The organism is Meridianimaribacter sp. CL38 (assembly GCF_004328055.1).
GTDB lineage: Bacteria > Bacteroidota > Bacteroidia > Flavobacteriales > Flavobacteriaceae > Gaetbulibacter_B > Gaetbulibacter_B jejuensis.
In genome coordinates, this window is record NZ_QKWS01000001.1 from 791,728 (window position 1) to 815,843 (window position 24,116).

Consider the following 24,116-nt stretch of genomic DNA (forward strand, 5'->3'; position numbering starts at 1 on the left):
ATATAATTTTCCCCTTTATGAAAAAGAAATACTCCCTCGTATTAATAGCCTTTTTATTCCTAACCGCAACTGGGTTTGGGCAGACTTATACCAAAATTACAAGTTTAGCAGAACTCACAGATGGTTATTATGTTGTCACAAACGAAGATGACCAATATGCTATGAACAACAACAATGGCGGATCTTATTTTGGTTATACCAATGTTTCACCAGTTAGTGGTGAAATCTCAAATCCCGCTGCCGCTATTATATGGAGAATTGAAGTCAATGGCTCAGGTAGAACCATTTATAATGAAGCTAGTAGTAGATATGTGTCTTATACTGGTACAAGTAATCATGCTTATGCTGTTACTGCTGTATCCAGTGATGAACAAAGATGGGTCTTTTCATATAGTAGTGGCAAATTTACAGTATTAAATGTTGATCATTCATCGAGACAACTTTCTTACAACGCTGGAGCTCCTAGATTTGCAGCATATGGAAATTCCGGACAACAAGAATTGCAATTATATAAGTTAGTAACTCCAACCTCAGACCTTGCCATTTCAGGCGCTTCAACAAACCATGGTTCTTCTTGCTTAAATACATCTGCTACAACACTACAGTATACAATAACCAATAATGGTACTGTGCCTGCTGTTGATGTTAATGTGGTTTCAGATGACCCTCAGTTTGTAGTAAGCAATTTATCTTCAACTACTATTGCTCCTTCTAGTACAGCCACCTATGATGTTACATTTACTCCTACTGCTATTGGAGCGCAAATAGCTACTTTAACAATAAGTAGCACAACAATAACAGATGATGCTACAAGCATTTTAACTGGTACAGGAATTACTGCTCCTAATATAACTACACAACCAACCGATCAAAATGCTATAATACCAAATACAGCAACATTCTCTGTTGCTTCTAGTAATGCTACAACATACCAATGGGAAGTTAACTCTGGTTCGGGTTGGAACAATGTAACAGATGGTACTGGAGCAACAACTAACACCTATACAACAGGAGCTACAAACACGACAATGGATGGTAATCTTTACAGATGTGTATTAAGTAATGCTTGTGGTTCAACAACATCAAACAGTGCCACTTTAAATCTTTCTAATCCTAATCCAAATAACGTAACTGGTATTTCAGGTTGTTTTGAAGATAATAGTGTTATTTTAAGCTGGACACCTCCAGCTACAGGAACTACTCCAACAGGTTATGTTGTTTTTGCAATCGACGGAGGAACCGATCCTGCAGGAACCAAAACTGACGCTAACACTTATACTGCTAATTCAGATTTTTCATTAGCTACTCCTGTAACACCTGCTTCATTAGGTCGCGTCGTTTATAAAGGTAATGCTACATCTGCTACTATTACAGGATTAACTGAGAATAACAATTATTCGTTTACAGTATATTCTTATGTTGGCGAATCACTTACTGGATGGTCAAGTGGAGGCACAGGTGGAAGTACTGTTACCAATGGTATTGCTCAGGGAGATATTAGCAACCTAACTGCTACACCACTTACTAACCAAGTCAATTTAAGTTGGAATAATCCAACACCTACTTCTTGTTGGGATCAATTAATTATAGTAGCTAACCAAGGTTCAGTTACCTTTACTCCAACAGGTGATGGCTCAGCTTATTCAGGAGCTGACAATGATGTTTATACTACACCTAATCAGCTTGTTTACGAAACAACAGCAAATGTTACCAACAAATCAGTTACTGGTTTAGTTAATGGCTTAAATTATTGCTTTAAAGTATTTATAAGAAGAGGCACAACTTGGTCCGAAGGAGTAGAAGTTTGTTCAGTACCTACATTAACATATTGTAGTTCTGATGGTGGAACTAATGCGTCTGGTATTTTAAATGTTAATCTAAATACTATTGATAATACAACTGTTTCTACTAATAGTTATTCGAATTACACAGCAATTACAACCAATTTGACTTTAGGTGATAGTTATAATTTAAGTGTTAATGTTAACACTTCAGGTAATTATACGTCTTATGTAAAAGTTTGGATAGATTGGAATCAGGACGGAACTTTTAATAATTCCGGAAACGAAGCCTTTGAATTAGGAACAACCACCAATAGTGCAAACGCTCAACCATCTTTATCTCCTTTATCTATTACAGTTCCTACAAACGCTGCACTTGGAAATATAAGAATGAGAGTAAGTGCAAAATCAGATAATGGAGGACCTTACGCAACACCTTGTGAAGATTTTAATTTTGGTGAGGTTGAAGATTACACCATTAATGTTATTCAACCAACAAATGCTGAAATAAATGTAATAGGTAATAATATTACTATACCAAACGGCTTTAACGCTCCTTATGGCTTAAACAACACATTATTTGGATCAACAAACGTAGGGTCAACTAGTGCTGAAAAAAGTTATTTTGTAGAAAACATTGGAGCAACTGCTTTAAACCTTACTGGAGCACCTGTCGTTGAAATTACAGGTGCAAACGCAAGTGATTTTACAGTAACCCTACAACCTAATGCTTCTATAGCTTCATCTTCTGATTCTGAATTTAGAATAGAATTTTCTCCTACTGCTGATGGAACAAGAACAGCTACTGTGAGCATAATTAATTCTGATAGCGACGAGAACCCTTATACTTTTGATATTGAAGGCACAGGAGTATGCACAGCAACTTTAGTTAGTTCTATTTGGCCAATTGAAGGACCTGAAAACACTGAAGTAACCATCACTTCTGCTGAAGATTTAACTGGAGCCTACGCTGAATTAAATGGCTTACTTATGACGACGGTTTCTTCAACTTCTACTGAGCTTGTTGTTTTAGTACCTGCTGGTTCAACATCAGGAAATTTAGTTGTTCAATTTCCAACTGGCTGTTCTTCTACAAATACTTTTACTTTTATTGATAATGCAATTAGTGGTTGTGAAACTGCTCTGTCATCAACAATTCCAAATGATTTATTTATAAGCGAGGTTACAGATGCAACAAGTGGAAGTTCATCCTATGTTGAGATTTTTAATGGTACATCAGGCACAATAAATTTATCAGATTATAGAATAAATGTATACAATAATGGTAATGCAAGCCCTTCTAGTTCAAATGTATTATCTGGTAACTTAACATCTGGTAGCGTTTATGTTGTAGCGCTTGGGACAACATCTTGTAGTCCATTAAATAATTTGAGTGTGAGCCCTAACCAAACTTTTAGTTCATCAAGTGGAATTAATTTTGACAATAATAGCTCTGATATGATTGCTCTTTACAGAATTTCCACAACTTCTATTATTGATGCATTTGGAGTTTATGGAAGTAGCACATGGGCTAATGGACTAGGTATTGGTGGTGATGGTGTTAATTTTAGAAGACAAAATAATGCTACTCCATTGCCTTCTAGCACATTTGACATTAATGATTGGGATATGATTGACTGGACTGATTGTTCTGATTCTGATTATGTAGACATTGGGCTATTTGATTTTTCTTTAGGAATTCCACCAACAGTTTCTGTATTAAACACACCTACTTTTGACTGTAATAACTCCATTCAACTTACAGTAAATGGCTCTGAAGGTGTTGCAGGAGGTCTACCTTTAAGTTATCAATGGTACTACCTTGCACCAAACGCTACTACTTTTGTTGTTGTTCCTAATAATGTCGATTTTAATAATGATTCAACATCAGCAACACTAGATATAATTAACCCAATTACTTATATTGATTATCAATTCTATTGTCAAGTTAGGGAAAATTCTAGCACTTGTTATACAGCTAGTAATGCTGTTAAAATAAGTGCTGAAACAGCAATTTGGGACGGAACAAACTGGTCATCTGCTCCTGCTTCTAATAAGACTGCAATTTTAAATGCCGATTATAACACTAGTGTAAATGTTAATGGAGAAACAAGCTTTGAGGCTTGTAATTTAATCATTAATGATGCAGAACTTATTATTGCAGATGCTAACAATGGTGGTATTAACACGTATGTAGAAGTTGGTAATGACCTTATACTAAATGGTACAGCTTCAATATTAGTTCATCCTCAAGGTGCTTTTGTACAAATTAATGATGATGGTTTAGTAACTGCCGATAATCCTGACAATATTCAAGTTAATAAGAGAACTGCAATGATGGATAACTGGTATGAATACACCTACTGGAGTTCGCCTGTTTTTGAAGAAAGTATTGGAGATGCTTTAGTAGATGCTTCGAGTAACAGGCGTTTTAAATTTAGCGCTCAAGACTATAGAGATTCTAATCAAGAAATTAACAATACTAACACATTTATAATTGGTCAAGACAATATAGATGATCCAAGCTCATTTGCTGATGGGACAGGGTACGATTGGCAACAAACAAACAATAGTGATTTTATGACTCCTGGTGTTGGATACGCTTCAACTCACGATTCTGGCTTATTTAGTGCACTTCCTTGTAATAATGGTCCTAACTGTCAATTTACTTATTCTTTTAGAGGTCTTTTTAATAATGGTGTTATTGAAGTTTGGATGTATAGAAATGATGAGGAAACCAACGATAATAATTGGAATTTACTTGGAAACCCATACCCTTCTGCAATAAGTGCTGATGCATTTTTAAATTACAATGCTGATATAGGTACCGCTACAAACAGAGTTGTTGATGGAGCTATTTACTTATGGTCACAAAACACTCCTCCTGATGGCAATACAAGCGGTAATGAGCAGCTAAACTTTTCTCAAAGTGATTATGCTATCATTAATGGTGTAGGAGAAACAGCTACTAGTGCTGGTGGAGATAGCAGTGACCCAACAAATAGAATGATTCCTTCGGGTCAAGCATTTTTTATTGCAATGTCTGATACTGCTCCTACTACTGAATATGTTTCAAACCCAACAGCACAAGCAGGAGATATACAAAGAAAACGTGTTGTTTTTAATAATTCAATGCGTGTAAGAGGAACCAACGATAACTCTCAATTCTTTAGACAAAACACAACCAACACACCTAATAAATTATGGTTAGATTTAACAACTGATAATGGAGTGTTTAATCAAATTTTAGTAGGTTATGTCAATAATGCAACTAACGGTTTGGACAAAATGTATTTTGATGCTCCTATGGCTTCGCCAAACGTTAATGCTGTGATGTATTCAATTATTGAAGGTTCTGATAAAAAGTACACCATTCAAGGAAAAGCGCCAGAGAGTTTAACCTTAAACGAAGTAATTCCTTTAGGATTTAGTACATTAATAAATACACCTACAATTTATACCTTAACTATCTCAAAACTAGAAGGTGAGTTTTTAACCACTAATACTATTTATGTAAAAGATAAATTATTAAATATCACTCATAATTTATCAGAAACTGATTATACTTTTACATCAGAAGCTGGTGAGTTTAATGAACGCTTTGAAATTGTATTTATGCCAGAAGCGCTATCAATTGACGATAAAGATATTAGTCCTAAAGATTTAACAATCATTGAGCTTAACGACAATGATGTTAAATTCACTATAAGTGCAAATATTACTATTGAACATGTTGAAATTATTGATCTTTTAGGAAGAACGCTATACAACTTTAATGGTAATAGCAATTCAGAAATTTATAACCTTTCGGCTTTAAGTCAAGCTACCTATTTGGCTAAAGTAACATTGTCAAACGGACAAGTAATTACTAAGAAAGCAGTGAAACGAAAATAAAATAATCATCACACAAAAAAGCCTCCTAAGTTGGAGGCTTTTTTATTTATAATGTGTACATCAAGGACAGAATTAAATTTCTTCCAGCAGAAGCAATACCTGATGAATATGTTTTATAGCGTTGGTCAGTAATGTTTTCTAAACTCGCTATTAATGTTGCTGCATCAGTAATCTTATACTTAGTTCTTAAATTAAGAGTATACCAAGAAGGCGAATAAGGATTTCCGTTAGCATCCAAAGCATAAATGTAATCTTTTTCAGCTTCAGAAGGCGCCAATTGATTAAATGACAACTCATTGTTATAAACCGCAAATGCATCTAACTGTAACTTATCATTTTGCCAAACTAAATGCGTGTTTCCAAAGTTTGGAGCAGCATGCCTTACTGGAACTTCAATACCATTATCTTCTTCTGTCCCTCCTATTATATTATATTGTGTGGTTAGTTTAAACTTTTCAGAAAAATTAAGTTGAGCTCCTGCTTCAAAACCATAAATCCAAGCTTTAGATGCGTTTTGAATAGCTTGCACATTACTTAATTCACCATTATACTCTATTTCAGTTTCACCATTAATATTAAAGTCTCTTCGCACAAGTGCATTATCTAAATAGGTGTAATACGTTGAAAGGTCAATGATAAATGTTTGATCAAAATTTAAATTAAGCCCAAGTTCACCACCATAAGCATACTCTGGTTTTAAATTGTTATTAGGCACAACTACTGAACCAGGTTCAGAGTCGAACACTTTACCAATGTCATCCATATTTGGAGCTCTAAAAGCCGAAGAGGCATTTAATTTCCATTGGATGGTTTCGTTTGGTATCCAACTTATTCCTGCTGTACCAGTAAATGCTCCTGCATTAATTTTTGATTCATTAAACGGAAGGTTCAAAAACTGATTGTTTTCAGTAAAATCAGCATTTGAAATAATATGATTATAACGCACTCCTGTTTGGAAAACAAATTTAGGATTAGGCTTATATTTCAAACTTGTGTAAGCTGCCATAGATTGCCAATCGGAACCATCAGGATATCTTGACACAGCGTTAGCAGTCTCGTTGGTTTCTATGTTGTATGTGTTTCCGTCTGATTTAATTTTATTGTAAACGTATTCTACACCATAAAACAACTCTGTTTTTGAACCCAACTGCTTTTCAAGATCAAGGTTAAATGATATAGCGTTTACACTTTCTTCGGTTGTATTTCTTTCAACAGACTGAAAATCTCTATCAATTCTGCTTTCCTGAAAATTTTGAAAAGCAACATTCGTTTGTATTTTATCATAAAAGCTAGAGTTACTGCTCAGTTTAGTGTACTGTAAGTTTGCCATAAACCAACGTTGTGGTCCGTAATTCCATTCGGCAGATCTTAAATCGTCGCCTCGATATCTTATTAATCGGTCGTATCTAGAATACTCTGAAGTTTCAGTATAATACAGCCCTAAATCAAAGCTTTGGCTATCTTCTGGTTGATACTTAATTTTTTGCAGAAGATTAATTTGATCATAGCCTGTTGGTTTTTGTACTAAGGGTTCATCATTAGCAACAATAACGTCTTCGCCATTAATGGTTTCAACATATTCAGGTCTAATGTATTCATCTGGACCATGAGCTCCCATTCTTAAATCGTCAAAATTAGTATAACTTACGCTTGTTAAAAATGCCCATTTTTTAAGTCCGAAATTTAAGTCTAAATGTCCTGTTTTTTCACTATTTGCTGTTGCATATCTTGCTATTGCATTGGCTTTAAAAAACAAAGAGTCTGAATACGAAAGCTGAGGTTTTTTAGTATAAAAACTCATAACTCCACCAATAGCATCGCTACCATAAACAACAGAGCCTGCTCCTAAATTAACTTCGGTATTTTGAATAGAAAAAGGATCAATAGAGATTACATTTTGAAGATTACCTCCTCTAAAAATGGCATTATTCATTCTAACACCATCAACTGTTATCAGCAATCGGTTAGTTGAAAACCCTCTAATCATTGGGCTTCCACCACCCAACTGGCTTTTTTGAACATAAATATTCCCTGTGTTTTCCAACAAATCTGCACTTGTTTGCGGATTTGAAAACTGAATTTTTTCAGCATCAAAGCTGATCACTTTCTGAGGAATATCTCTCTTGCTTTGTTCAAATTTTGAGGCAGAAACTACTACCTCATTCAACCCTTCAACGTTTTGAGTTAAATACACAATAAAATTGTTACTTGCTATTTCCTCTTTGGTTGTTTTTAGTTTTTGATATAACAAGTTTTGAAAAAAGATTGTTTCATTATCATCAAACTGACTTAAAGTCGTATATCCATCGATATCAGTAATTACCGATTTAGATTTATCAGAATTATAAATTGTAACTCCAGAAATGGGTAAATTTGTCCCTTTTTCAAGAACTTGAATTTGTTGTGCCTGTAAAAATGAAGTAAAGCAAATTAATACAAATAGAAATTTGTGTTTCATTGTACGTTTTTTTGTTGGTTTTAGTTAGTTAAACACTTGATTAAAAACAGTTAGCGATTTAGGTTTTTTAAAATCTCCTAAGTGTAACTCATAATAAAGTAATATCATATTTAAAAACGATTGCCTTTGTTTTGAGTTTAATTTAATCGTACTTAATGCATCAAAATTTATGCCTAACAGCTGTTTTAAGAGCACTAAATTTTCTCCAGAAATGGAATACATGTTAGTCTTGTTTACCTCAAACTCTCCACTGCTTAAGTTAAAGTATTTATTATCAATATTTGACTGTTGAGGATAAAACCCTAAATGCTTTGTTAGATTAAGTAAAAATAATAGATGAAAGTTTGAAAAACTACTTTCATTATCCAACCAAAGTAGTGTAGTCTCTAAATATTCAAACAACAAATCATTTTTCTCCTCCTCTTTTAATGTATTTGATAACACTTCTGACAAAAACATAGCAACAGACCCTTTTAAAACATTGGTATTTATACTTTCGTAAACATACTTAGGTTTAACTTCTTTAAGGGTTTGAAGAGATTGATTAGGTCGATAGTTTTCTTCAACTTGAAGCTGAGTTAACGGTTGAAAATAGGCAGTTTTAGCACTACCTTTTCTAGATTTGAGAACACCTCTTAAAATATAACTCACCAAACCTCTATGCTTGGTATAGCATTTTACAATAAGATCGTTATCTCTGTATTTGAGTTTTGAAAGAACAATTACATTAGTTTTTATAAGCATAAACTGTGTAATTGGATTATCTTACAATGAGGAGCTTTAAAACTTTTGTTTCAAAAGAATCTAAATCGGAAATCATAATTAGATACACACCTGTTGCAACAACATTATTAGCTAGGTTTTTACCATTCCACACTCCTGTTCCACCATCAATAGCAAAATTATAGTTAGAAGACCTTTGGTTAACGTTAGATTGAGCCTCGGCAACCAAATTGCCCTCAATATCAGTAATCTTTACGTTTACATTTTCAGTAAGCCCTTTTATTTTGACTCCTTTTGTAATATTATTTAAATCATTATACCCTAAAAGATCATATTCAGGCCTAACAGGGTTTGGATACACAAAGGCATTTTTTAACTCATCTTCAGGCTTTGATCCTCCAGAAAGAAAAGAAACCATTCCTTTGTCTGTAGCTATAAACACTTCTCCGTTACTATTATCAATTGAAACATCATTAATAGTATTTGAAGGTAAAGGAGAATTGTCTTTTGTAAAATGATAAATTGTTTCTTGCCCATCAGGAGAAAAGTAAAAAATTCCTGAAGTAGATGTCGCTACCCATTTATTGTTAGAACCATCTACTTCAATGTCAGTAATTAATTGATTAGACAATAATTCTTGAGGGATTCCATTATCTAAAATTACTATTTCATTAACCGAAAGTGACTGTTGTTCAAAAACATTTGAAGTATTATATAAAACTCTTAACCCTTTTCTAGTTCCAATCCATAATGCGTTATTCCTATCTAGAGCTAAGGCTCTCACATCTTCAACTGGCATATTTTGTTCTAATGAAACAATATTTATAACTGGAGCATCTGCACTTTCAGTATCACAAATTACTAAACCATAACTAAAAGTCCCTAAATAAACTTTATTTTGAGAGTCAACTTGAATTGAAGAAAAGCCTAAATTACTATCAGATGGATTAATGAGCGACAAGAAATCATATGATGTCCAATTTCCATCTACAAATTTATTAAGTGGTCTATCTACTCTTCCATTAGCGACCCACAACACACCTCTATCATCAAAATGATTAACCAATGTTAAATGCAAACTTGCTGCAAAAGGAACAATAGTACTATTATCTTGATTATATATTCCAACAATTTCATCGTCTAAAACCTCTAATAAACCAGAATAATAAGATGATATATATACTTGAGAATTATTAAAAGGGTTAATTGCTATGTGAGATAAATATCTTGGAAAATCAACAATAGACAAAATTGAATCATAAGGTTTATTTATCCACTGTTCATCTTTAAAGTGACTTATTCCAGACCTAGCCAATCCTCCACTAAAAGCAAACGAATTTGAATAACCTCCAAAAACTGTCCAAACTTCATTATTATTTGCATTAACCTCAAATACGTCATTCCTGAGAGGTCCGTCAGGATGTATAAACTGATATGTATCATCGTTAGAAAACTTGAGTAACCCGTATGCAGGTTTACCTATATTTTGTATCCCCTCTGTTCCAATAAATATAGTGCCGTTTGCGTCAATAGTTCCTGTGGTGTATTTTGTCTCTAAATCAACAGGAATAGTTTGAGAAAAAATCAAATCAAAATTTTCATTGTAAACATTAGACATAGTGCTAACTGTTACTACTATTTTATCTTGAGCTATTTGTGTGTCCATTATTTCTCCATTAATGATAAATAATTGGGTCAATGTACTTCCATCAATTTCATATACAGTTCCATTGAGTCTAACTGCATATACACTATCCAAAACACTTAAAACGGCAACATAGTTACCACTTATTATTGTTGACCACTGCGTAGCATCAATTAAGTTAGGATTAGAAAGATTAGCCATTTTCATACCGTTTCCTGATTTACATGCAGCGTAAATAATGCCATTACTAGTCGTTGTTTGTGTTACTTCAACAAATGTGTTGCCTGATCCAATATAATAAGTATCTCCAAACTCAATATTTGTTAAATTAAAAACAGAAATACCATAATTAGTTGATATATATATTGTTCCATCATCTTCATAAAAATGATTAATTCTCTTGATATTAGGTGGTATTGTTTCTTTGTTTACAATATCAACAACAGATATAACTTCTATTTCATCTTGAATATTAACAATCTCAATTAAACCGCTTTCATGACCAAGAAATAAATAATCAAATTCTGAGCTATAATGAATTGTAGTAATATCTTCTCCTGAAAGTCCATTAATGGTAGTTATTTCTTGTATTTCAGAAGTAATCGTATTGTAAACAAAAATAGAATTTTGAGAAGCTACATATATCTTGTCTTCATCATTTGCGACATCAGTAATCTCTAAATAAGAAAAATGTTCAGCCCACAAATCAGAATAGTCCTGAGCAAACGATAAATTAAAAGAGAAAATTAAAGCAAGTACAGCAATGTGTAAATTTAACTTCATAAGACAAAATAAGTTCAAAATAATATTAACCAAAAATAATATTAATTATTGTATTTTTGACTTCATTACTCATTAATAACAATACAGTCAATGCTGTTTAGTAGCCCTGTTTTTTTATTTGCTTTTCTACCTTTAGTAATTCTACTATATTTAATCATTCCCAAAAGGGTAAAAAACTTTTTTTTATTGCTTGTTAGTGTTCTTTTTTATACTTGGGGAGAAAAAGAACTGGTAATACTTATCTTACTTTCTGCAATAGTTGATTATTGTTGTGGTTTAATTATTAATTCTGGCAAAAGAAAAGTAGGCTTATTTATTTCTGTTTTCTTCAATTTAGGTATACTTATTTATTTTAAGTATTCAAACTTTGTATTCTCAAATCTTTGTGATTTACTCAGTGTTTTTAATGTAAGCATTGAGAACAGTACTAGATTTGCTGATGTTGTTTTACCTTTAGGTATTAGTTTCTATACTTTTCAAACTATGTCTTATACTATTGACGTTTATAGAGGAACTATTAAAGCTAATAAAAACTTTATTGATTTTGCTACATATGTAACTTTATTCCCTCAATTAATTGCTGGACCTATTGTAAGGTATAGTGAAATACAACATGAATTAAAAAACAGAAAAGTTACAGTAGATTCTTTTTCTAAAGGTGTTGAACGCTTCATTATTGGATTAGCAAAAAAAATGATTATAGCTAATAACTGTGCCTATTTAGCTGATGCTATATTTAACTTACCAGACGGAGAGATGAGTGCTATTACTGCTTGGTTAGGAGTTATAGCCTATAGTTTCCAAATTTATTACGATTTTTCAGGTTATTCAGATATGGCAATAGGAATAGGTAAAATGCTTGGGTTTAACTTTCCCGAAAATTTCAATTTTCCATATATATCCAAGACTGTTCAAGAGTTTTGGAGACGCTGGCACATGACTTTGTCTAATTGGTTTAAAGATTATGTTTACATCTCTCTAGGTGGAAACAGAAAAGGAAATAATCGCACTTATTTTAATTTAATGATTGTTTTTTTTGTTACTGGTCTTTGGCATGGCGCAAGTTGGACATTTATTGTTTGGGGTTTGTTTCATGGTTTATTCATTATAATAGAACGTATTGGGCTTAAAAAAGTGCTTGTCAAAAACCGTATTGTTTCCCATTTTTATTTACTACTAATTGTAACTGTTTCTTGGGTTTTTTTTAGAAGTGACAACTTAAGTTATGCTTTTAATTACTTAACAAGCATGTTCTCCTTTAATAGTAGTATCAACCTTGATTTTATAGCATACTACCTTAACAAAGAGGTTGCTATAGCTCTAATTTTAGCTCTTGTGTTTTCTATGCCTATTTACAAATTTATTAAAGCTAGGTTACTGCACAGTCAATTACATCAACTAAATAAGAGCTTACTGCTACTTAGACCTGTTGGACTAACTGTTCTATTTATAATTTGCTGTATGTATATTGCTTCAGACTCTTACAATCCTTTTATATACTTTAGGTTTTAATGAGTAATTATAAAAAAATATCACAACTACTCACCATAATACTGTTTATGGCTTTGCTTATTGTTCCTAGTACTATAATGTTTTTTAATCCTAAAGAGAAAAAACAAAATAAAAATGAAGAAGAGCTTAGTGAAATTGATAGAGTTAATGAGTTATTTCAAAAAGAATTTGGCTTAAAAACTGAGCTAATAGATTCATATTTTAAATTTAAAAACAACATCAATGTCAGCCCATTACCCAATAGTTGCGTAGTAGGAAAAAGTGGCTGGTATTTCTTAGGAAATGAATATAACAACTTATTTGATGACAGCTTTGGTTATAATACTGTTATTGATTCTCAAGAGTTAGAGACGATAAAAAACAACATTGAGTCTATGAGAAGCTTTTTAACTTCAAAAGGAATAGACTTTAAAATAGTTGTACCTCCTAATAAACACAGAGTTTATCCTGAATACTTACCTTATAGTCATCCTCAAAAGAAAACACGTTTAGAAATACTAAATGACTATTTAAAAAAAGAAATAGATTTTGAAATTGTTTATTTAAGAGACACACTAGTTAAGGCGAAAAGCGAAAAGCTACTATACTATAAAACCAACACACATTGGAACGACTATGGTGCATATATAGGCTATAACTATACTATGAAAATTATAAATAAAACTCATGATTTACCTATAGCAGGCATTGAAGAGTATGAAGAAGTTATTCAACCTATAAAAGTAAATGATGTTACGCAGCAGATAAACCTAACTTTCAAAGAAGATGCTATTTTTTTACAGAAAAAAGATACAATAGCAACCAAAATTATTTTTAGCAAATATCATAAACAAGTCTTTTCAAACCCCAGCAAAACTAAAACATTACTAATGCATAGAGATTCTTTTGCCAATGCTTGGATGGGATTTTTCAATGAAAGTTTTGGAACTACTATATACTTAAGAGGTTATAAACTAAATAAAGAGTTAATAAATAAGGAAAAACCAGATATTGTCATTTTTGAGATGATTGAACGTAATTTGTTTGAAAACTTGTCCAAATAAAAAAAGACCTATGATTTTCATAGGCCTTATTACTCTTTTTATTTTTTATTTGAAATTACACTACTCCTTGAGCTAGCATAGCATCAGCAACTTTTACAAAACCTGCAATGTTCGCTCCTCTAACATAGTCAACATAACCATCTTCATCTTTACCATACTCAATACATGCTTCATGTATGTTAGCCATAATTTCTTTTAACTTATTGTCTACTTCATCTCTCGTCCAGTTGTAACGTAACGAGTTTTGAGTCATCTCTAAACCAGAAGTTGCAACACCTCCTGCGTTAGATGCTTTTCCTGGAGCAAACAATATTTTAGCTTTATGGAATTCTGCAATCGCCTCTTTAGTTGATGGCATGTTAGCACCTTCACTTACACAAATGCAACCGTTATTTAATAATGCTTTAGCATCATCACCATTAAGTTCATTTTGTGTTGCACAAGGTAAAGCAACATCACATTTTACATTCCATGGCGTTTCACCTTTAAAGAATTTAGCGTTAGGATATTTCTCAACATACTCACTAATTCTTCCTCTTTTTACGTTTTTAAGCTCCATTACAAACGCTAATTTAGAAGCATCGATACCTTCTTCATCATAAATGTAACCTGAAGAATCTGATAATGTCACTACTTTTCCTCCTAATTGAGTTGCCTTTTCAGCAGCATATTGTGCCACATTACCAGATCCAGAAACCACTACTGTTTTTCCATTAAAATCATCTCCTTTGGTTTTAAGCATACTTTGAGCAAAGTAAACATTACCGTAACCTGTTGCTTCTGGTCTAATTAAAGAACCACCCCAAGACATTCCTTTTCCTGTTAAAACTCCAGTAAACTCGTTTCTTAATTTTTTATACATTCCAAAAAGGAATCCTATTTCTCTAGCACCTACTCCAATATCTCCTGCAGGAACATCTGTTTGAGGTCCAATATGACGGAATAATTCACTCATAAAAGAATGACAAAAACGCATAATTTCGTTGTCACTTTTTCCTTTAGGATCAAAATCACTTCCTCCTTTACCTCCACCCATTGGCAGAGTTGTTAAACTGTTTTTAAATACTTGTTCAAAAGCCAAAAACTTAAGAATACTCATATTTACTGATGGATGAAAACGTAATCCTCCTTTGTAAGGACCAATTGCAGAGTTCATTTGAATTCTATAACCTCTATTTACTTGTATTTCACCAGAATCATCTACCCAACACACTCTAAAAGTCACCACTCTTTCTGGCTCAACCATTCTTAATAGAATGTTTTTTCCATGATAAATATCGTGTTTAGCAATATAAGGAATAACTGTTTCAGCTACTTCTTCTACTGCTTGTAAAAACTCAGGTTCTTGACCATTTCTTTCTTTTACAAGGTCTAAAAAAGCTTCAATTTTTTCTTTCATTATATATTTATTTAATAATGCATTGATAATTTCAAGGCACAAAGATACGTTATCTCTAAAAAATACAACTTATTTTTTTATTATTCTCAAAAAAATAATATGAGAGTAACAATCTTATAAATCAGAACGTTTAAATTATAATTATAGCTTAAACACTAATTATTTGGTAGTTAAAGCAGTTTTTATATATTTGTTGATATCTATGCCCTCACTAAAAGAAACCATATGGCGCTTAATTTGAAACAGTTAACCATTATATTTGTTCTTCTTGCAAATGTAAATAATGTGTTTTCTCAACTAGGTTTTTCCCACGAAATTGGTGCTATAGTTGGACCAGTTCAATTTAGATCAGATTTTGGTAGTAGAAACGAAGAAGAAACCAATTTTGGAAACTCTGGTATTGGTATTGGTATAGTTCACTACATCAATTTTGCTTACAGAGCAGACTGTAACTGCTACTCTACTGACACCTACTTCAATGATCACTTTAAACTTCGTAGTGAAATATCTTGGAATAAAACCAACCTACAACATCATGGTGAATGGGTAGGACCAGATAACGTAAGTGATAATGCTGATAGATTAAGAGCGCAACGTGGTGTGGCTGAAAATTTTGATGTTGGTATGCAGTTAGAATATTTCCCACTGAGTATTCGTTCGTTTCAAGCGTTTAGTTATAGGTTTGCTCCCTTTATAAGTTTAGGAGCGCATTATACCTCATCTAGTCCACAAGGAAGTACTGATTATGGTGACGGAAACATCTTTAACCAAAACAATATTTATTCCTATTGGTTTGATCCTGCAACTGATACTGAATATCCTATTAATTTAGATAAAGTCAATGCGTGGTCTGTTGTAACTAGTGTTGGTGTTAGATATAAATTAACCGAATTATCCGATTTAATGCTAGACCTTCGTTGGCAATACTATTTTAGTGATTGGATTGACGGTTTAGACCATAAACTAGACTACAACAAATACAACGATTGGTTAGTATGGTTAAACTTTGGATACATTTACTACTTAGATTAATCATTTTAAGATATATAATAAAAAAGACCAACAGTAATTGTTGGTCTTTTTTATTCTTGAAAGTTCAAACTATCCTATAGCCTGTTCTAAATCGGCAATTAAATCGGCTTCATCTTCAATACCAACGCTAAGTCTAATTAACGAATCTACTACTCCTGTTTTTTCGCGCTCTTCTTTTGGTATACTAGCATGTGTCATACTTGCTGGATGTCCAGCTAAAGATTCTACACCTCCTAAAGACTCAGCAAGCGTAAACACCTTTAATTTCTCAACAATTTTTATAGCTTCTTCATAATTGTTCCCTTTTGTGGTAAACGATACCATTCCTCCAAAATCCTTCATTTGCGACTTTGCAACTTCGTGGTTTGGATGACTCGTAAACCCAGGCCAATATACATTTTCAATTTTAGGATGATTTGCTAAAAACTCAGCAACTGCTTTACCATTTTCGCAATGACGTTGCATACGTACATGTAGTGTTTTTATGCCTCTTAATACCAAAAAGCTATCTTGAGGACCACAAACTGCTCCACTTGCATTTTGTATAAAATACAATTTTTCAGCAAGCGCTTTATCTTTTACAACTAATGCTCCCATAACAACATCGCTATGTCCACCAAGATATTTAGTTGCCGAATGCATTACAATATCAGCTCCTAAATCTAAAGGTTGTTGTAAATATGGTGTAGCAAAAGTATTATCAACTGCTAATAGCAAATTGTGCTTTTTAGCAATTGCTGATACTGCTTTAATATCAATAATATTCATCATTGGGTTAGTAGGTGTTTCAACCCAAATAAGCTTTGTGTTTTCATTTACGTAGTTTTCAATGCTAGACGCATTTTCCATTCCTACAAAATGAAATTTTATTCCAAAGCGTTCAAAAACACTTGTAAACAATCTATAACTTCCGCCATACAAATCGTTAGTTGAGATAACTTCATCTCCAGGATTTAAAAGCTTAATTACTGCATCAATAGCTGCCAAACCAGACCCAAATGCTAACCCATGATTTCCATTTTCTATACTTGCAAAAGCATTTTCAAGTGCATTACGTGTTGGGTTATGAGTTCTTGAATATTCATATCCTTTATGTCCTCCAGGAGTAGATTGTGCGTAAGTAGATGTTTGATAAATTGGAGGCATAACCGAACCATAAGCAGGATCGTGTTCTTGACCTCCATGTATTGTTTTAGTATTAAATTTCATAGTACTGAATGTCTTTCTATTTTTATAATTACAACAAATTTAACCTTTAATTCGTTGTATTCAAATCTATGTAATACCTTTATAGTATGTTTAACAAAATCCTTTTCCCTGTGAAAAAACTTAGCCTAATTATAGTAATATTCACCCTCTTTTACAGCTGTAAAAATGAAGTAACTCCTATTGAATTTTCTGAAACAGCTATTGAAAACCAAGAGCATGTTAATATTGAAATTATCTACCCAAAAGTTACATCCAAATCAGATATTGCTTCAAAAATAAATTCTGAAATAGAGCAAACCATTTCAAAAAACATAGCCTTTTTTGAAGATGATACCGAACAATTATCATTAGAAGCTTCAATTAAAGATTTTGAAAACAGATATATAAATTTTAAAAAAGAATTTGAAGACAGCTCAATTAAATGGGATGCAAATGTAAGTGGCGAAGTAGTTTACAACTCTGAAAACGTGATTACCATTGCAATTGACTCTTACACGTTTACTGGTGGAGCTCATGGCAATAGTGTTATTACTTTATTGAATTTTAACCCTAAAACTGGAGCATTATATAGTTTTGATGATATTTTTAATAATCCTACAAAAGTTACTGAACTTGCTGAAACTTATCTTGAAAAAGAATTGAATATCTCTAAGAACCAAAATACTGATGATTACTTTTTTGACGAGTTTTTTAAAATGCCTGAAAATATTGGTTTTAGCGATGAAGGCATCATCTTTTTATACAACACCTACGAAATAGCTGCTTATGCTCAAGGTGTTACTGAGTTTACTATACCTTACAGTGAAATTAGTGAGTTCTTAAAACTCTCAGAGTAATTAAATAGATTTCTTTAATGCCAAAATATAACCTAAATGCAAGCCTTCGTGGTAATTGTTAAAGGCAATGGCTTCCTCGACATTTGTTAACCTGTTTTTTGTGGTTACTGTATATTCATTAAAGGTTTGAAAGATTTTGTTGTTATAATCTTCCTTGGTTTTTTCAATAGTTGAGAAAAGTAATCCTTTTATTTCGTCAACTTCGGCTTGTGTTAAATCGCGTTCAGGTTTTGTACCTTTTCTAAACGCTTCAACAAAATCATCGTTAACAATCATTGGTAAACCCGATAGCTTATACACCAACAATTGTTGAGTAGCAATGGTGTGAGCTATATTCCAAATCATATTGTTTTTAAACCCTTTAGGTACTTTATTAAGCTCTTCTAAGGAGTAATTCTCAATAAAGGTTTTAAGAACAGCTCTGTTTTTTAACGTAATATCAAAATCCCATTCCATAGTTTAAATTTTATTTAAAAGTAATTAATTTTTGCTTCAAATCCGTTTACTTTGCAGTGTAAAACTATTAACTCATGAATAAAGTTTACTACCTAAAAACTTGTAGCACTTGCGTGCGAATTTTAAAAACGCTTAACCTACCTTCAGGTTTTATCTTACAGGATATTAAAACCGAAGAAATAACTGTTAAGCAACTCGACGAAATGAAAGCTCTAGCTGGTAGTTATGAAGCGTTGTTTAGCAAACGTGCAAAACTTTATAAAGAAATGGGCTTAAAAGACATGAGCCTTTCTGAAAAAGATTATAAACAGTACATCCTTGAGCATTACACCTTTTTAAGCAGACCTGTGATACTAGCAAATAATCAGATTTTTATTGGTAATAGTGCTAAAACTGTTGAGGCTGCAAAAAAAGCAATACATGAATAGCCGAATTTTGGCTTTAATAGCCGCTTTTATAGTTCAAGTTATTTACGGTCTTACTTTTACATTTGCTAATGATGTTATTGATGAAGGACATGTAAAACCGTTTGGATTTATCTTACTTAGAGTATTAGGAGCTGCTGTGCTTTTTTGGATTTTAAGCATCTTCGCTCCTAAAGAAAAAATTGATAAAAAGGACTTTTTAACCTTCTTCTTTGCCTCTATTTTTGGTATTGCTCTTAATATGCTTACCTTTTTTAAAGGTTTAGAATTTACAACACCTATACATGCATCAGTAATTATGACTGTTGTACCTATTGTGGTTTTGGTGCTGTCTTCTTTTTTGCTGAACGAAAAATTAACCTCTCTTAAAATTTTAGGCGTTATACTTGGGTTTGCTGGAGCTATTGTACTATCGGTTTATGGACGGTCAAAAGTTGTTGGAGACAATATTTTGCTAGGTAACTTTTTAGTATTTATTAATGCTGTGTCTTATAGTATTTACTTAATAATCATTAAAAAACTAACCAATAAATACCATCCGTTTACATTTATAAAATGGTTGTTTTTATTTGGTTTTATTTTGGTATTACCTTTTGGATATAACGAAGTATTAAGTGTTGATATTAGCACATTTACACCTTACATCTATTTCTCAATACTATTTGTTATTGTAGGCGCAACTTTTGGTACATATCTTTTAAATCCGTTAGCACTAACAAAATTAAGAGCATCAACAGTAAGTACATTTTTGTACATACAACCTGTAATTGCTGGTATTTTTGCAATACTAATGGGAAGCGATACTGTAAACACTGTAAAAATATTAGCTGCTGCTTTAATTTTTACTGGAGTGTATTTGGTTACCAAAAAGCCTAAAGCATCAGCTTAGGTTTACTGGCTTTTTACCGAACTTTCTAGTATCTTCTTTTGTTAAAACCTTAAAGTTTTTGGACTTAGGGAAAGTGTCCATTTCCTGTTTAAAGTTTTCAGGAAGTGGTGTTAACGATCTTGTTTTTAAATTAATCCAAGCACCTAAAATTTCACAATTAGCTAAGTTTTCACCTTTATGATTGTAAAAATTGTGCTCTATTTGAAAAAACATACCATCATCACTTAAGCCCATAATTTCTAAGCTTACAGTAATTGGCGTGCCTAAAAACGCTTCTTTAAAATAATAGATGTGCTCATAAAAAATTACAGGACTAATATCATACTTAGCTAAGTTTGAAAGCGAAAAGCCATGATCTTCAAAAAAAGCCACTCGAGTATGACTCATAAAGTTTACATAAGCAGAATTTGCCAAATGCCTATTAGCATCAACATCACTCCATCTAATTTCAAATTGTTTTTTATACATAACATAGGTTTTTAAGTGCTACAAATTTATTGATTTTTATTATGCAAGCATAATAGTTATTCCGCTTTTTATAATAACCCATAACTATATGTTTTTCCTTACCTTTGCTCAACTTTTATATAAATGTAGGTTCATGATACAATCAATGACAGGATATGGGAAGTCTGTAATTCAGCTTCCAACAAAAAAGATTTCAATAGAGGTAAAATCCCTTAACAGCAAAAATTTAGATTTAAATACTCGCATGCCTTCGCTTTACAGAGAAAAGGAACTTGAGATAAGAAAACAAATCGCTTCTAAACTGGTAAGAGGTAAAATAGATTTTTCGTTGTACATGGAAATTACTGGTGAAGAAACCTCTACTCAAATCAATAAAACAGTTGTGCAACAGTACATTAAACAACTTAAAGAAGTTGTTGATGGTGATGAAACCGAAATGCTTAAAATGGCTATTAGACTTCCTGATGCAGTGGCTACTGAACGTGATGAAATTGATGAAGACGAATGGAGCCAAATTGCTAAAGAAATTGATAGCAGCCTAGAAAAAATTTATCAGTACAGATTAGATGAAGGACAAGTTTTGGAAGCCGATTTTATAGAACGTGTCAATACTATTTCAAGCCTATTGGAGCAAGTTATAAAAATGGATCCTGAGCGTATTGAAGGAGTAAGAGAGCGTTTGCAAAAAGGAATTGCCGATATAAAAGAAAAAGTTGACGAAAATCGTTTTGAGCAAGAACTGGTATTTTACATAGAAAAATTTGACATTACTGAAGAAAAAGTAAGATTAAGCAATCATTTGGACTACTTTTTGAAAACATTAAAATCTAGCGATTCTAACGGTAAAAAATTAGGGTTTATCAGTCAGGAAATGGGACGCGAAATCAATACCATTGGATCAAAATCTAATTATGCACCAATGCAAAAACTGGTAGTTCAAATGAAAGATGAGCTCGAAAAAATTAAAGAACAACTCTTAAACGTATTATAATGAAGCAAGGTAAACTTATTGTGTTTTCAGCGCCTTCTGGCTCAGGAAAAACCACTATTGTAAGACATTTGCTTAAACAGCAAGAGTTGGATTTAGAGTTTTCTATTTCGGCTACTTCGCGTGCAAAAAGAGGTGAAGAAGTACATGGTAAAGACTACTATTTTTTAAGTTTTGAAGACTTTAAAAAGAAAATAAAAAACGATGAGTTTTTAGAGTGGGAAGAAGTATATCGTGATAACTTTTATGGCACTTTAAAAACCGAAGTGGAGCGTATTTGGGCCAAAGGGAAACACGTTATTTTTGATATTGATGTTTCTGGAGGATTACGCATTAAACGAAAATTCCCAGAAGAAACACTTGCCATTTTTGTAAAACCTCCAAGTATTGACGAACTTAAAATAAGACTTAAAAAACGTAAGACCGAAAGCGACGACAAAATAAACATGCGTATTGCAAAGGCATCTGCTGAATTGGCAACTGCACCATTGTTTGACAAAATTGTAATTAACGACGATTTAGATAAAGCTTTAGACGAAGCATACAAACTAGTTTCAAACTATTTAGGTATCGATAAAAAATGAAAATAGGTCTTTATTTTGGTACGTTTAACCCTATTCATGTTGGACATTTAACCATTGCCAACCACATGGCTGAATATAGTGATTTGGACCAAATATGGTTAGTAGTTACGCCTCACAATCCGTTTAAAAAAAAGAACTCTTTACTAGATAACCACCAACGTTTAGAAATGGTATATCGTGCTACTAAAGACTATACCAAACTAAAACCAAGCGATATTGAGTTTAACTTGCCGCAACCAAATTATACTATAAATACGCTTACATACTTACAAGAAAAACATCCTGATTATGAGTTTGCTTTAATTATGGGTGAAGACAATTTAAAGAGTTTCCATAAGTGGAAAAACTATGAATTGATTCTTCAAGGTCATGATATTTATGTGTATCCTCGTATTTCTGAAGGAACTGTTGAAACCCAGTTTGATGGTCACCCAAAAATTCATCATGTTGCTGCTCCAATAATGGAGCTCTCTTCTACATTTATTAGAAAATCAATAAAAGCAGGTAAAAACATAAGGCCAATGCTTCCTGAACACGTTTGGGAATATGTTGACGAAATGAATTTTTATAGGTAAAATTCCTGCGTAGGCAGGAATCTCTTAGCTTTAAGACTTATTCCATATACCTTTTGAAATTACTGGTATTACTTTAATGAAAATCTTGCGTTAATTTTTGAGATTGCCACTTTCGTGGGAATTAAAAATGAAAAAATGCATTTTCTAAATGCTCTATCGTGTAGTCTTTTTCGTTTTTTACAATTGCAATAATATCAAAACGCACTTCTACCTCTAAACCATTTACGGTTACGTATTCATCTACTGCTTTTACCAGGTTTTTAATTTGTTTTGGTTTTACAAAATCTTGCGGATTTCCAAAATCGGTAGTAGAGCGTGTTTTCACTTCAATAATGGCAAGAATAGCTTCTTTTTGGGCTATAATATCAACCTCAGCCTTGTCAAAACGATAATTGCGTTCCACAATTTCATAGTGATTTTGCAACAAAAAATCTACTGCTAGTTGTTCGCCTTTTTTACCAAGTTCGTTGTGTTGTGCCATCTTATTTAATAATTAAAATGCTATGAATCTAAGACTTCCAACTTATATCCAACACCATGAATGTTGGTTATTTTTATAGAATCGTCCTCCTGTAATTTTTTTCTCAGTTTAGAAATATAGGTATCTAAACTCCTACCAACAAACACGCCTTGGTCTTCCCAAACTCGTTTAACCAACTCATCTCGTTTAACTACAGTATTCAAGTTTTCATAGAAAATTTCAAGCAGTTCGCACTCTTTTTTGGAAAGTTGAATTTCAGAAGCTGACTTTACCAATTTATTTTGGTCAGGGTAAAACTCATATTTTCCAATAATGTAAGATTCCAACGTGTCTTCCTTGAGCTTTGGTTTTCTAAGTTTCATTAAAAACCATAAAGCCAAAATTACTCCACCAAAAAGTAATACATAGATTACCCAAGAAGTTTGTTTAAGCTCAGTAAATTGCACTTGAATTATATAACACCCAACAGGTAATGCTCTACCCATACAAGGTATAATACTGTTCTGCTCTTCATTTTTCATTTCATAGCTATACGCTACTTCATTATCTGAGCAATGCAATACTTCAATTCTATAATTATCAGGCAAATTGGCTTTTGCAAAGCTATTCTTTACTGCATCTACTAAACTATCTGGAACAATACTTAGTTCTTCTTGAAAGGTTAATTCAAATTTGTTAGTATCAATATTAGTAATTGGTAAAACCAAAGAGGTAGAATCGTTTTGAGACAGTAAAAGTGAATTCCCTACATCTCGCAATGCAATTTTAGTGATTTCAGAAAATGAATTTTCATCGCCACAAGACATTGAACAACTCAACAACAAGATAAAAAATATAGAATAAATAGTCCTTTTCATATGTTTTGTAAATAAAACATAAATATGTCAATTACTTGAGCGTTTGACACTTCTTTGACACTTTTTTTACATTCTTTA

At 32.4% G+C, this 24,116-nt stretch carries 19 protein-coding genes; 10 read left to right on the plus strand and 9 right to left on the minus strand.

Annotated features, from left to right (window positions below; all coding sequences use genetic code 11):
- The first annotated feature begins 17 nt into the window (after positions 1 to 17).
- Entirely contained in the window at positions 18 to 5,675 is a 5,658-nt protein-coding gene (locus tag DMZ43_RS03605; RefSeq protein WP_131506255.1) for a GEVED domain-containing protein, read from the plus strand.
- Between the two features lie 46 nt (positions 5,676 to 5,721).
- On the opposite strand, the gene DMZ43_RS03610 is transcribed toward DMZ43_RS03605, so the two are convergent.
- Genes DMZ43_RS03610 through DMZ43_RS03620 form a run of 3 tightly spaced genes read right to left on the minus strand, consistent with a single transcriptional unit; the run spans position 5,722 to position 11,284 of the window.
- On the minus strand, positions 5,722 to 8,133 hold the full coding sequence (locus DMZ43_RS03610) for a TonB-dependent receptor domain-containing protein (RefSeq protein ID WP_131506256.1): 2,412 nt from the start codon (positions 8,131 to 8,133) through the stop codon (positions 5,722 to 5,724).
- Positions 8,134 to 8,157: 24 nt separating this feature from the next.
- On the minus strand, positions 8,158 to 8,877 hold the full coding sequence (gene recO, locus DMZ43_RS03615; protein WP_131506257.1) for a DNA repair protein RecO: 720 nt from the start codon (positions 8,875 to 8,877) through the stop codon (positions 8,158 to 8,160).
- A 16-nt stretch (positions 8,878 to 8,893) separates the two neighbouring features.
- Complete coding sequence (locus tag DMZ43_RS03620; protein ID WP_131506258.1) at positions 8,894 to 11,284, minus strand: ABC transporter substrate-binding protein; 2,391 nt, start codon at positions 11,282 to 11,284, stop codon at positions 8,894 to 8,896.
- Positions 11,285 to 11,470: 186 nt separating this feature from the next.
- Between DMZ43_RS03620 and DMZ43_RS03625 the strand changes: the two genes are divergently transcribed.
- The gene (locus DMZ43_RS03625) at positions 11,471 to 12,796 is read left to right on the plus strand and encodes an MBOAT family protein (protein ID WP_238155763.1); all 1,326 of its coding nucleotides are present in this window, start codon (positions 11,471 to 11,473) and stop codon (positions 12,794 to 12,796) included.
- A complete protein-coding gene (locus tag DMZ43_RS03630) occupies positions 12,796 to 13,839 on the plus strand; it encodes a hypothetical protein (RefSeq protein WP_131506260.1) in 1,044 nt (347 codons plus the stop codon). The genes DMZ43_RS03625 and DMZ43_RS03630 overlap by 1 nt, the downstream gene beginning before the upstream one ends.
- 55 nt (positions 13,840 to 13,894) lie before the next feature.
- Here DMZ43_RS03630 and gdhA read toward each other — a convergent pair whose 3' ends face one another.
- Positions 13,895 to 15,238: an NADP-specific glutamate dehydrogenase gene (gene gdhA, locus DMZ43_RS03635; RefSeq protein ID WP_129759622.1), complete on the minus strand. Its 1,344-nt coding sequence runs from the start codon at positions 15,236 to 15,238 to the stop codon at positions 13,895 to 13,897.
- 225 nt (positions 15,239 to 15,463) lie between these two features.
- On the opposite strand from gdhA, the gene DMZ43_RS03640 reads away from it, so the two are divergent.
- The gene (locus DMZ43_RS03640) at positions 15,464 to 16,270 is read left to right on the plus strand and encodes a glutamate dehydrogenase (RefSeq protein ID WP_131506261.1); all 807 of its coding nucleotides are present in this window, start codon (positions 15,464 to 15,466) and stop codon (positions 16,268 to 16,270) included.
- A 69-nt stretch (positions 16,271 to 16,339) separates the two neighbouring features.
- Here the strand turns inward: DMZ43_RS03640 and DMZ43_RS03645 are convergent, their stop codons facing one another.
- Positions 16,340 to 17,518, minus strand: a complete 1,179-nt coding sequence (locus tag DMZ43_RS03645) for a cystathionine gamma-synthase (protein ID WP_255421383.1) — start codon at positions 17,516 to 17,518, stop codon at positions 16,340 to 16,342.
- 71 nt (positions 17,519 to 17,589) lie between these two features.
- Between DMZ43_RS03645 and DMZ43_RS03650 the strand changes: the two genes are divergently transcribed.
- Positions 17,590 to 18,315 carry a DUF3298 and DUF4163 domain-containing protein gene (locus tag DMZ43_RS03650; RefSeq protein ID WP_161566727.1) on the plus strand — a complete coding sequence of 242 codons (726 nt, stop codon included), beginning with the start codon at positions 17,590 to 17,592 and terminating at the stop codon, positions 18,313 to 18,315.
- On the opposite strand, the gene DMZ43_RS03655 is transcribed toward DMZ43_RS03650, so the two are convergent.
- The gene (locus DMZ43_RS03655; protein ID WP_131506264.1) at positions 18,316 to 18,771 is read right to left on the minus strand and encodes a DinB family protein; all 456 of its coding nucleotides are present in this window, start codon (positions 18,769 to 18,771) and stop codon (positions 18,316 to 18,318) included.
- 74 nt (positions 18,772 to 18,845) lie between these two features.
- On the opposite strand from DMZ43_RS03655, the gene DMZ43_RS03660 reads away from it, so the two are divergent.
- The gene (locus DMZ43_RS03660) at positions 18,846 to 19,199 is read left to right on the plus strand and encodes an arsenate reductase family protein (RefSeq protein ID WP_131506265.1); all 354 of its coding nucleotides are present in this window, start codon (positions 18,846 to 18,848) and stop codon (positions 19,197 to 19,199) included.
- Positions 19,192 to 20,085 (plus strand): DMT family transporter, encoded by an 894-nt coding sequence (locus DMZ43_RS03665; protein WP_131506266.1) that lies wholly within the window; start codon positions 19,192 to 19,194, stop codon positions 20,083 to 20,085. The genes DMZ43_RS03660 and DMZ43_RS03665 overlap by 8 nt, the downstream gene beginning before the upstream one ends.
- Here DMZ43_RS03665 and DMZ43_RS03670 read toward each other — a convergent pair.
- Complete coding sequence (locus DMZ43_RS03670; protein ID WP_131506267.1) at positions 20,077 to 20,553, minus strand: thioesterase family protein; 477 nt, start codon at positions 20,551 to 20,553, stop codon at positions 20,077 to 20,079. The genes DMZ43_RS03665 and DMZ43_RS03670 overlap by 9 nt on opposite strands.
- Positions 20,554 to 20,686: 133 nt before the next feature.
- Here DMZ43_RS03670 and DMZ43_RS03675 point away from each other — a divergent pair, with 133 nt between their 5' ends.
- From DMZ43_RS03675 to nadD, 3 genes are read left to right on the plus strand one after another with little or no spacing between them, the layout of a single operon-like run.
- Entirely contained in the window at positions 20,687 to 21,544 is an 858-nt protein-coding gene (locus DMZ43_RS03675) for a YicC/YloC family endoribonuclease (RefSeq protein ID WP_131506268.1), read from the plus strand.
- Positions 21,544 to 22,125: a guanylate kinase gene (gene gmk / locus DMZ43_RS03680; RefSeq protein ID WP_129759631.1), complete on the plus strand. Its 582-nt coding sequence runs from the start codon at positions 21,544 to 21,546 to the stop codon at positions 22,123 to 22,125. The genes DMZ43_RS03675 and gmk overlap by 1 nt, the downstream gene beginning before the upstream one ends.
- Positions 22,122 to 22,700, plus strand: coding sequence for a nicotinate (nicotinamide) nucleotide adenylyltransferase (gene nadD / locus DMZ43_RS03685; RefSeq protein WP_131506269.1), 579 nt, complete (start codon positions 22,122 to 22,124; stop codon positions 22,698 to 22,700). Before gmk ends, nadD begins: the two co-directional genes overlap by 4 nt.
- 121 nt (positions 22,701 to 22,821) lie before the next feature.
- Here the strand turns inward: nadD and DMZ43_RS03690 are convergent, their stop codons facing one another.
- Both DMZ43_RS03690 and DMZ43_RS03695 read right to left on the minus strand, forming a co-directional pair.
- Entirely contained in the window at positions 22,822 to 23,181 is a 360-nt protein-coding gene (locus DMZ43_RS03690; protein WP_131506270.1) for a YraN family protein, read from the minus strand.
- Between the two features lie 20 nt (positions 23,182 to 23,201).
- Positions 23,202 to 24,038, minus strand: coding sequence for a winged helix-turn-helix domain-containing protein (locus DMZ43_RS03695; RefSeq protein ID WP_131506271.1), 837 nt, complete (start codon positions 24,036 to 24,038; stop codon positions 23,202 to 23,204).
- Positions 24,039 to 24,116: the final 78 nt, after the last annotated feature.

Excerpts from the sequence above, each read along its gene's own strand:
- DMZ43_RS03640 (WP_131506261.1), top strand. The coding sequence starts at position 15,464 with ATGGCGCTTAATTTGAAACAGTTAACCATTATATTTGTTCTTCTTGCA.
- DMZ43_RS03655 (WP_131506264.1), bottom strand. The coding sequence starts at position 18,771 with ATGGAATGGGATTTTGATATTACGTTAAAAAACAGAGCTGTTCTTAAA.
- DMZ43_RS03665 (WP_131506266.1), top strand. The coding sequence starts at position 19,192 with ATGAATAGCCGAATTTTGGCTTTAATAGCCGCTTTTATAGTTCAAGTT.
- DMZ43_RS03630 (WP_131506260.1), top strand. The coding sequence starts at position 12,796 with ATGAGTAATTATAAAAAAATATCACAACTACTCACCATAATACTGTTT.
- recO (WP_131506257.1), bottom strand. The coding sequence starts at position 8,877 with ATGCTTATAAAAACTAATGTAATTGTTCTTTCAAAACTCAAATACAGA.
- gdhA (WP_129759622.1), bottom strand. The coding sequence starts at position 15,238 with ATGAAAGAAAAAATTGAAGCTTTTTTAGACCTTGTAAAAGAAAGAAAT.
- DMZ43_RS03670 (WP_131506267.1), bottom strand. The coding sequence starts at position 20,553 with ATGTATAAAAAACAATTTGAAATTAGATGGAGTGATGTTGATGCTAAT.
- DMZ43_RS03620 (WP_131506258.1), bottom strand. The coding sequence starts at position 11,284 with ATGAAGTTAAATTTACACATTGCTGTACTTGCTTTAATTTTCTCTTTT.
- DMZ43_RS03610 (WP_131506256.1), bottom strand. The coding sequence starts at position 8,133 with ATGAAACACAAATTTCTATTTGTATTAATTTGCTTTACTTCATTTTTA.
- DMZ43_RS03605 (WP_131506255.1), top strand. The coding sequence starts at position 18 with ATGAAAAAGAAATACTCCCTCGTATTAATAGCCTTTTTATTCCTAACC.
- DMZ43_RS03675 (WP_131506268.1), top strand. The coding sequence starts at position 20,687 with ATGATACAATCAATGACAGGATATGGGAAGTCTGTAATTCAGCTTCCA.
- DMZ43_RS03690 (WP_131506270.1), bottom strand. The coding sequence starts at position 23,181 with ATGGCACAACACAACGAACTTGGTAAAAAAGGCGAACAACTAGCAGTA.
- nadD (WP_131506269.1), top strand. The coding sequence starts at position 22,122 with ATGAAAATAGGTCTTTATTTTGGTACGTTTAACCCTATTCATGTTGGA.
- gmk (WP_129759631.1), top strand. The coding sequence starts at position 21,544 with ATGAAGCAAGGTAAACTTATTGTGTTTTCAGCGCCTTCTGGCTCAGGA.
- DMZ43_RS03660 (WP_131506265.1), top strand. The coding sequence starts at position 18,846 with ATGAATAAAGTTTACTACCTAAAAACTTGTAGCACTTGCGTGCGAATT.
- DMZ43_RS03695 (WP_131506271.1), bottom strand. The coding sequence starts at position 24,038 with ATGAAAAGGACTATTTATTCTATATTTTTTATCTTGTTGTTGAGTTGT.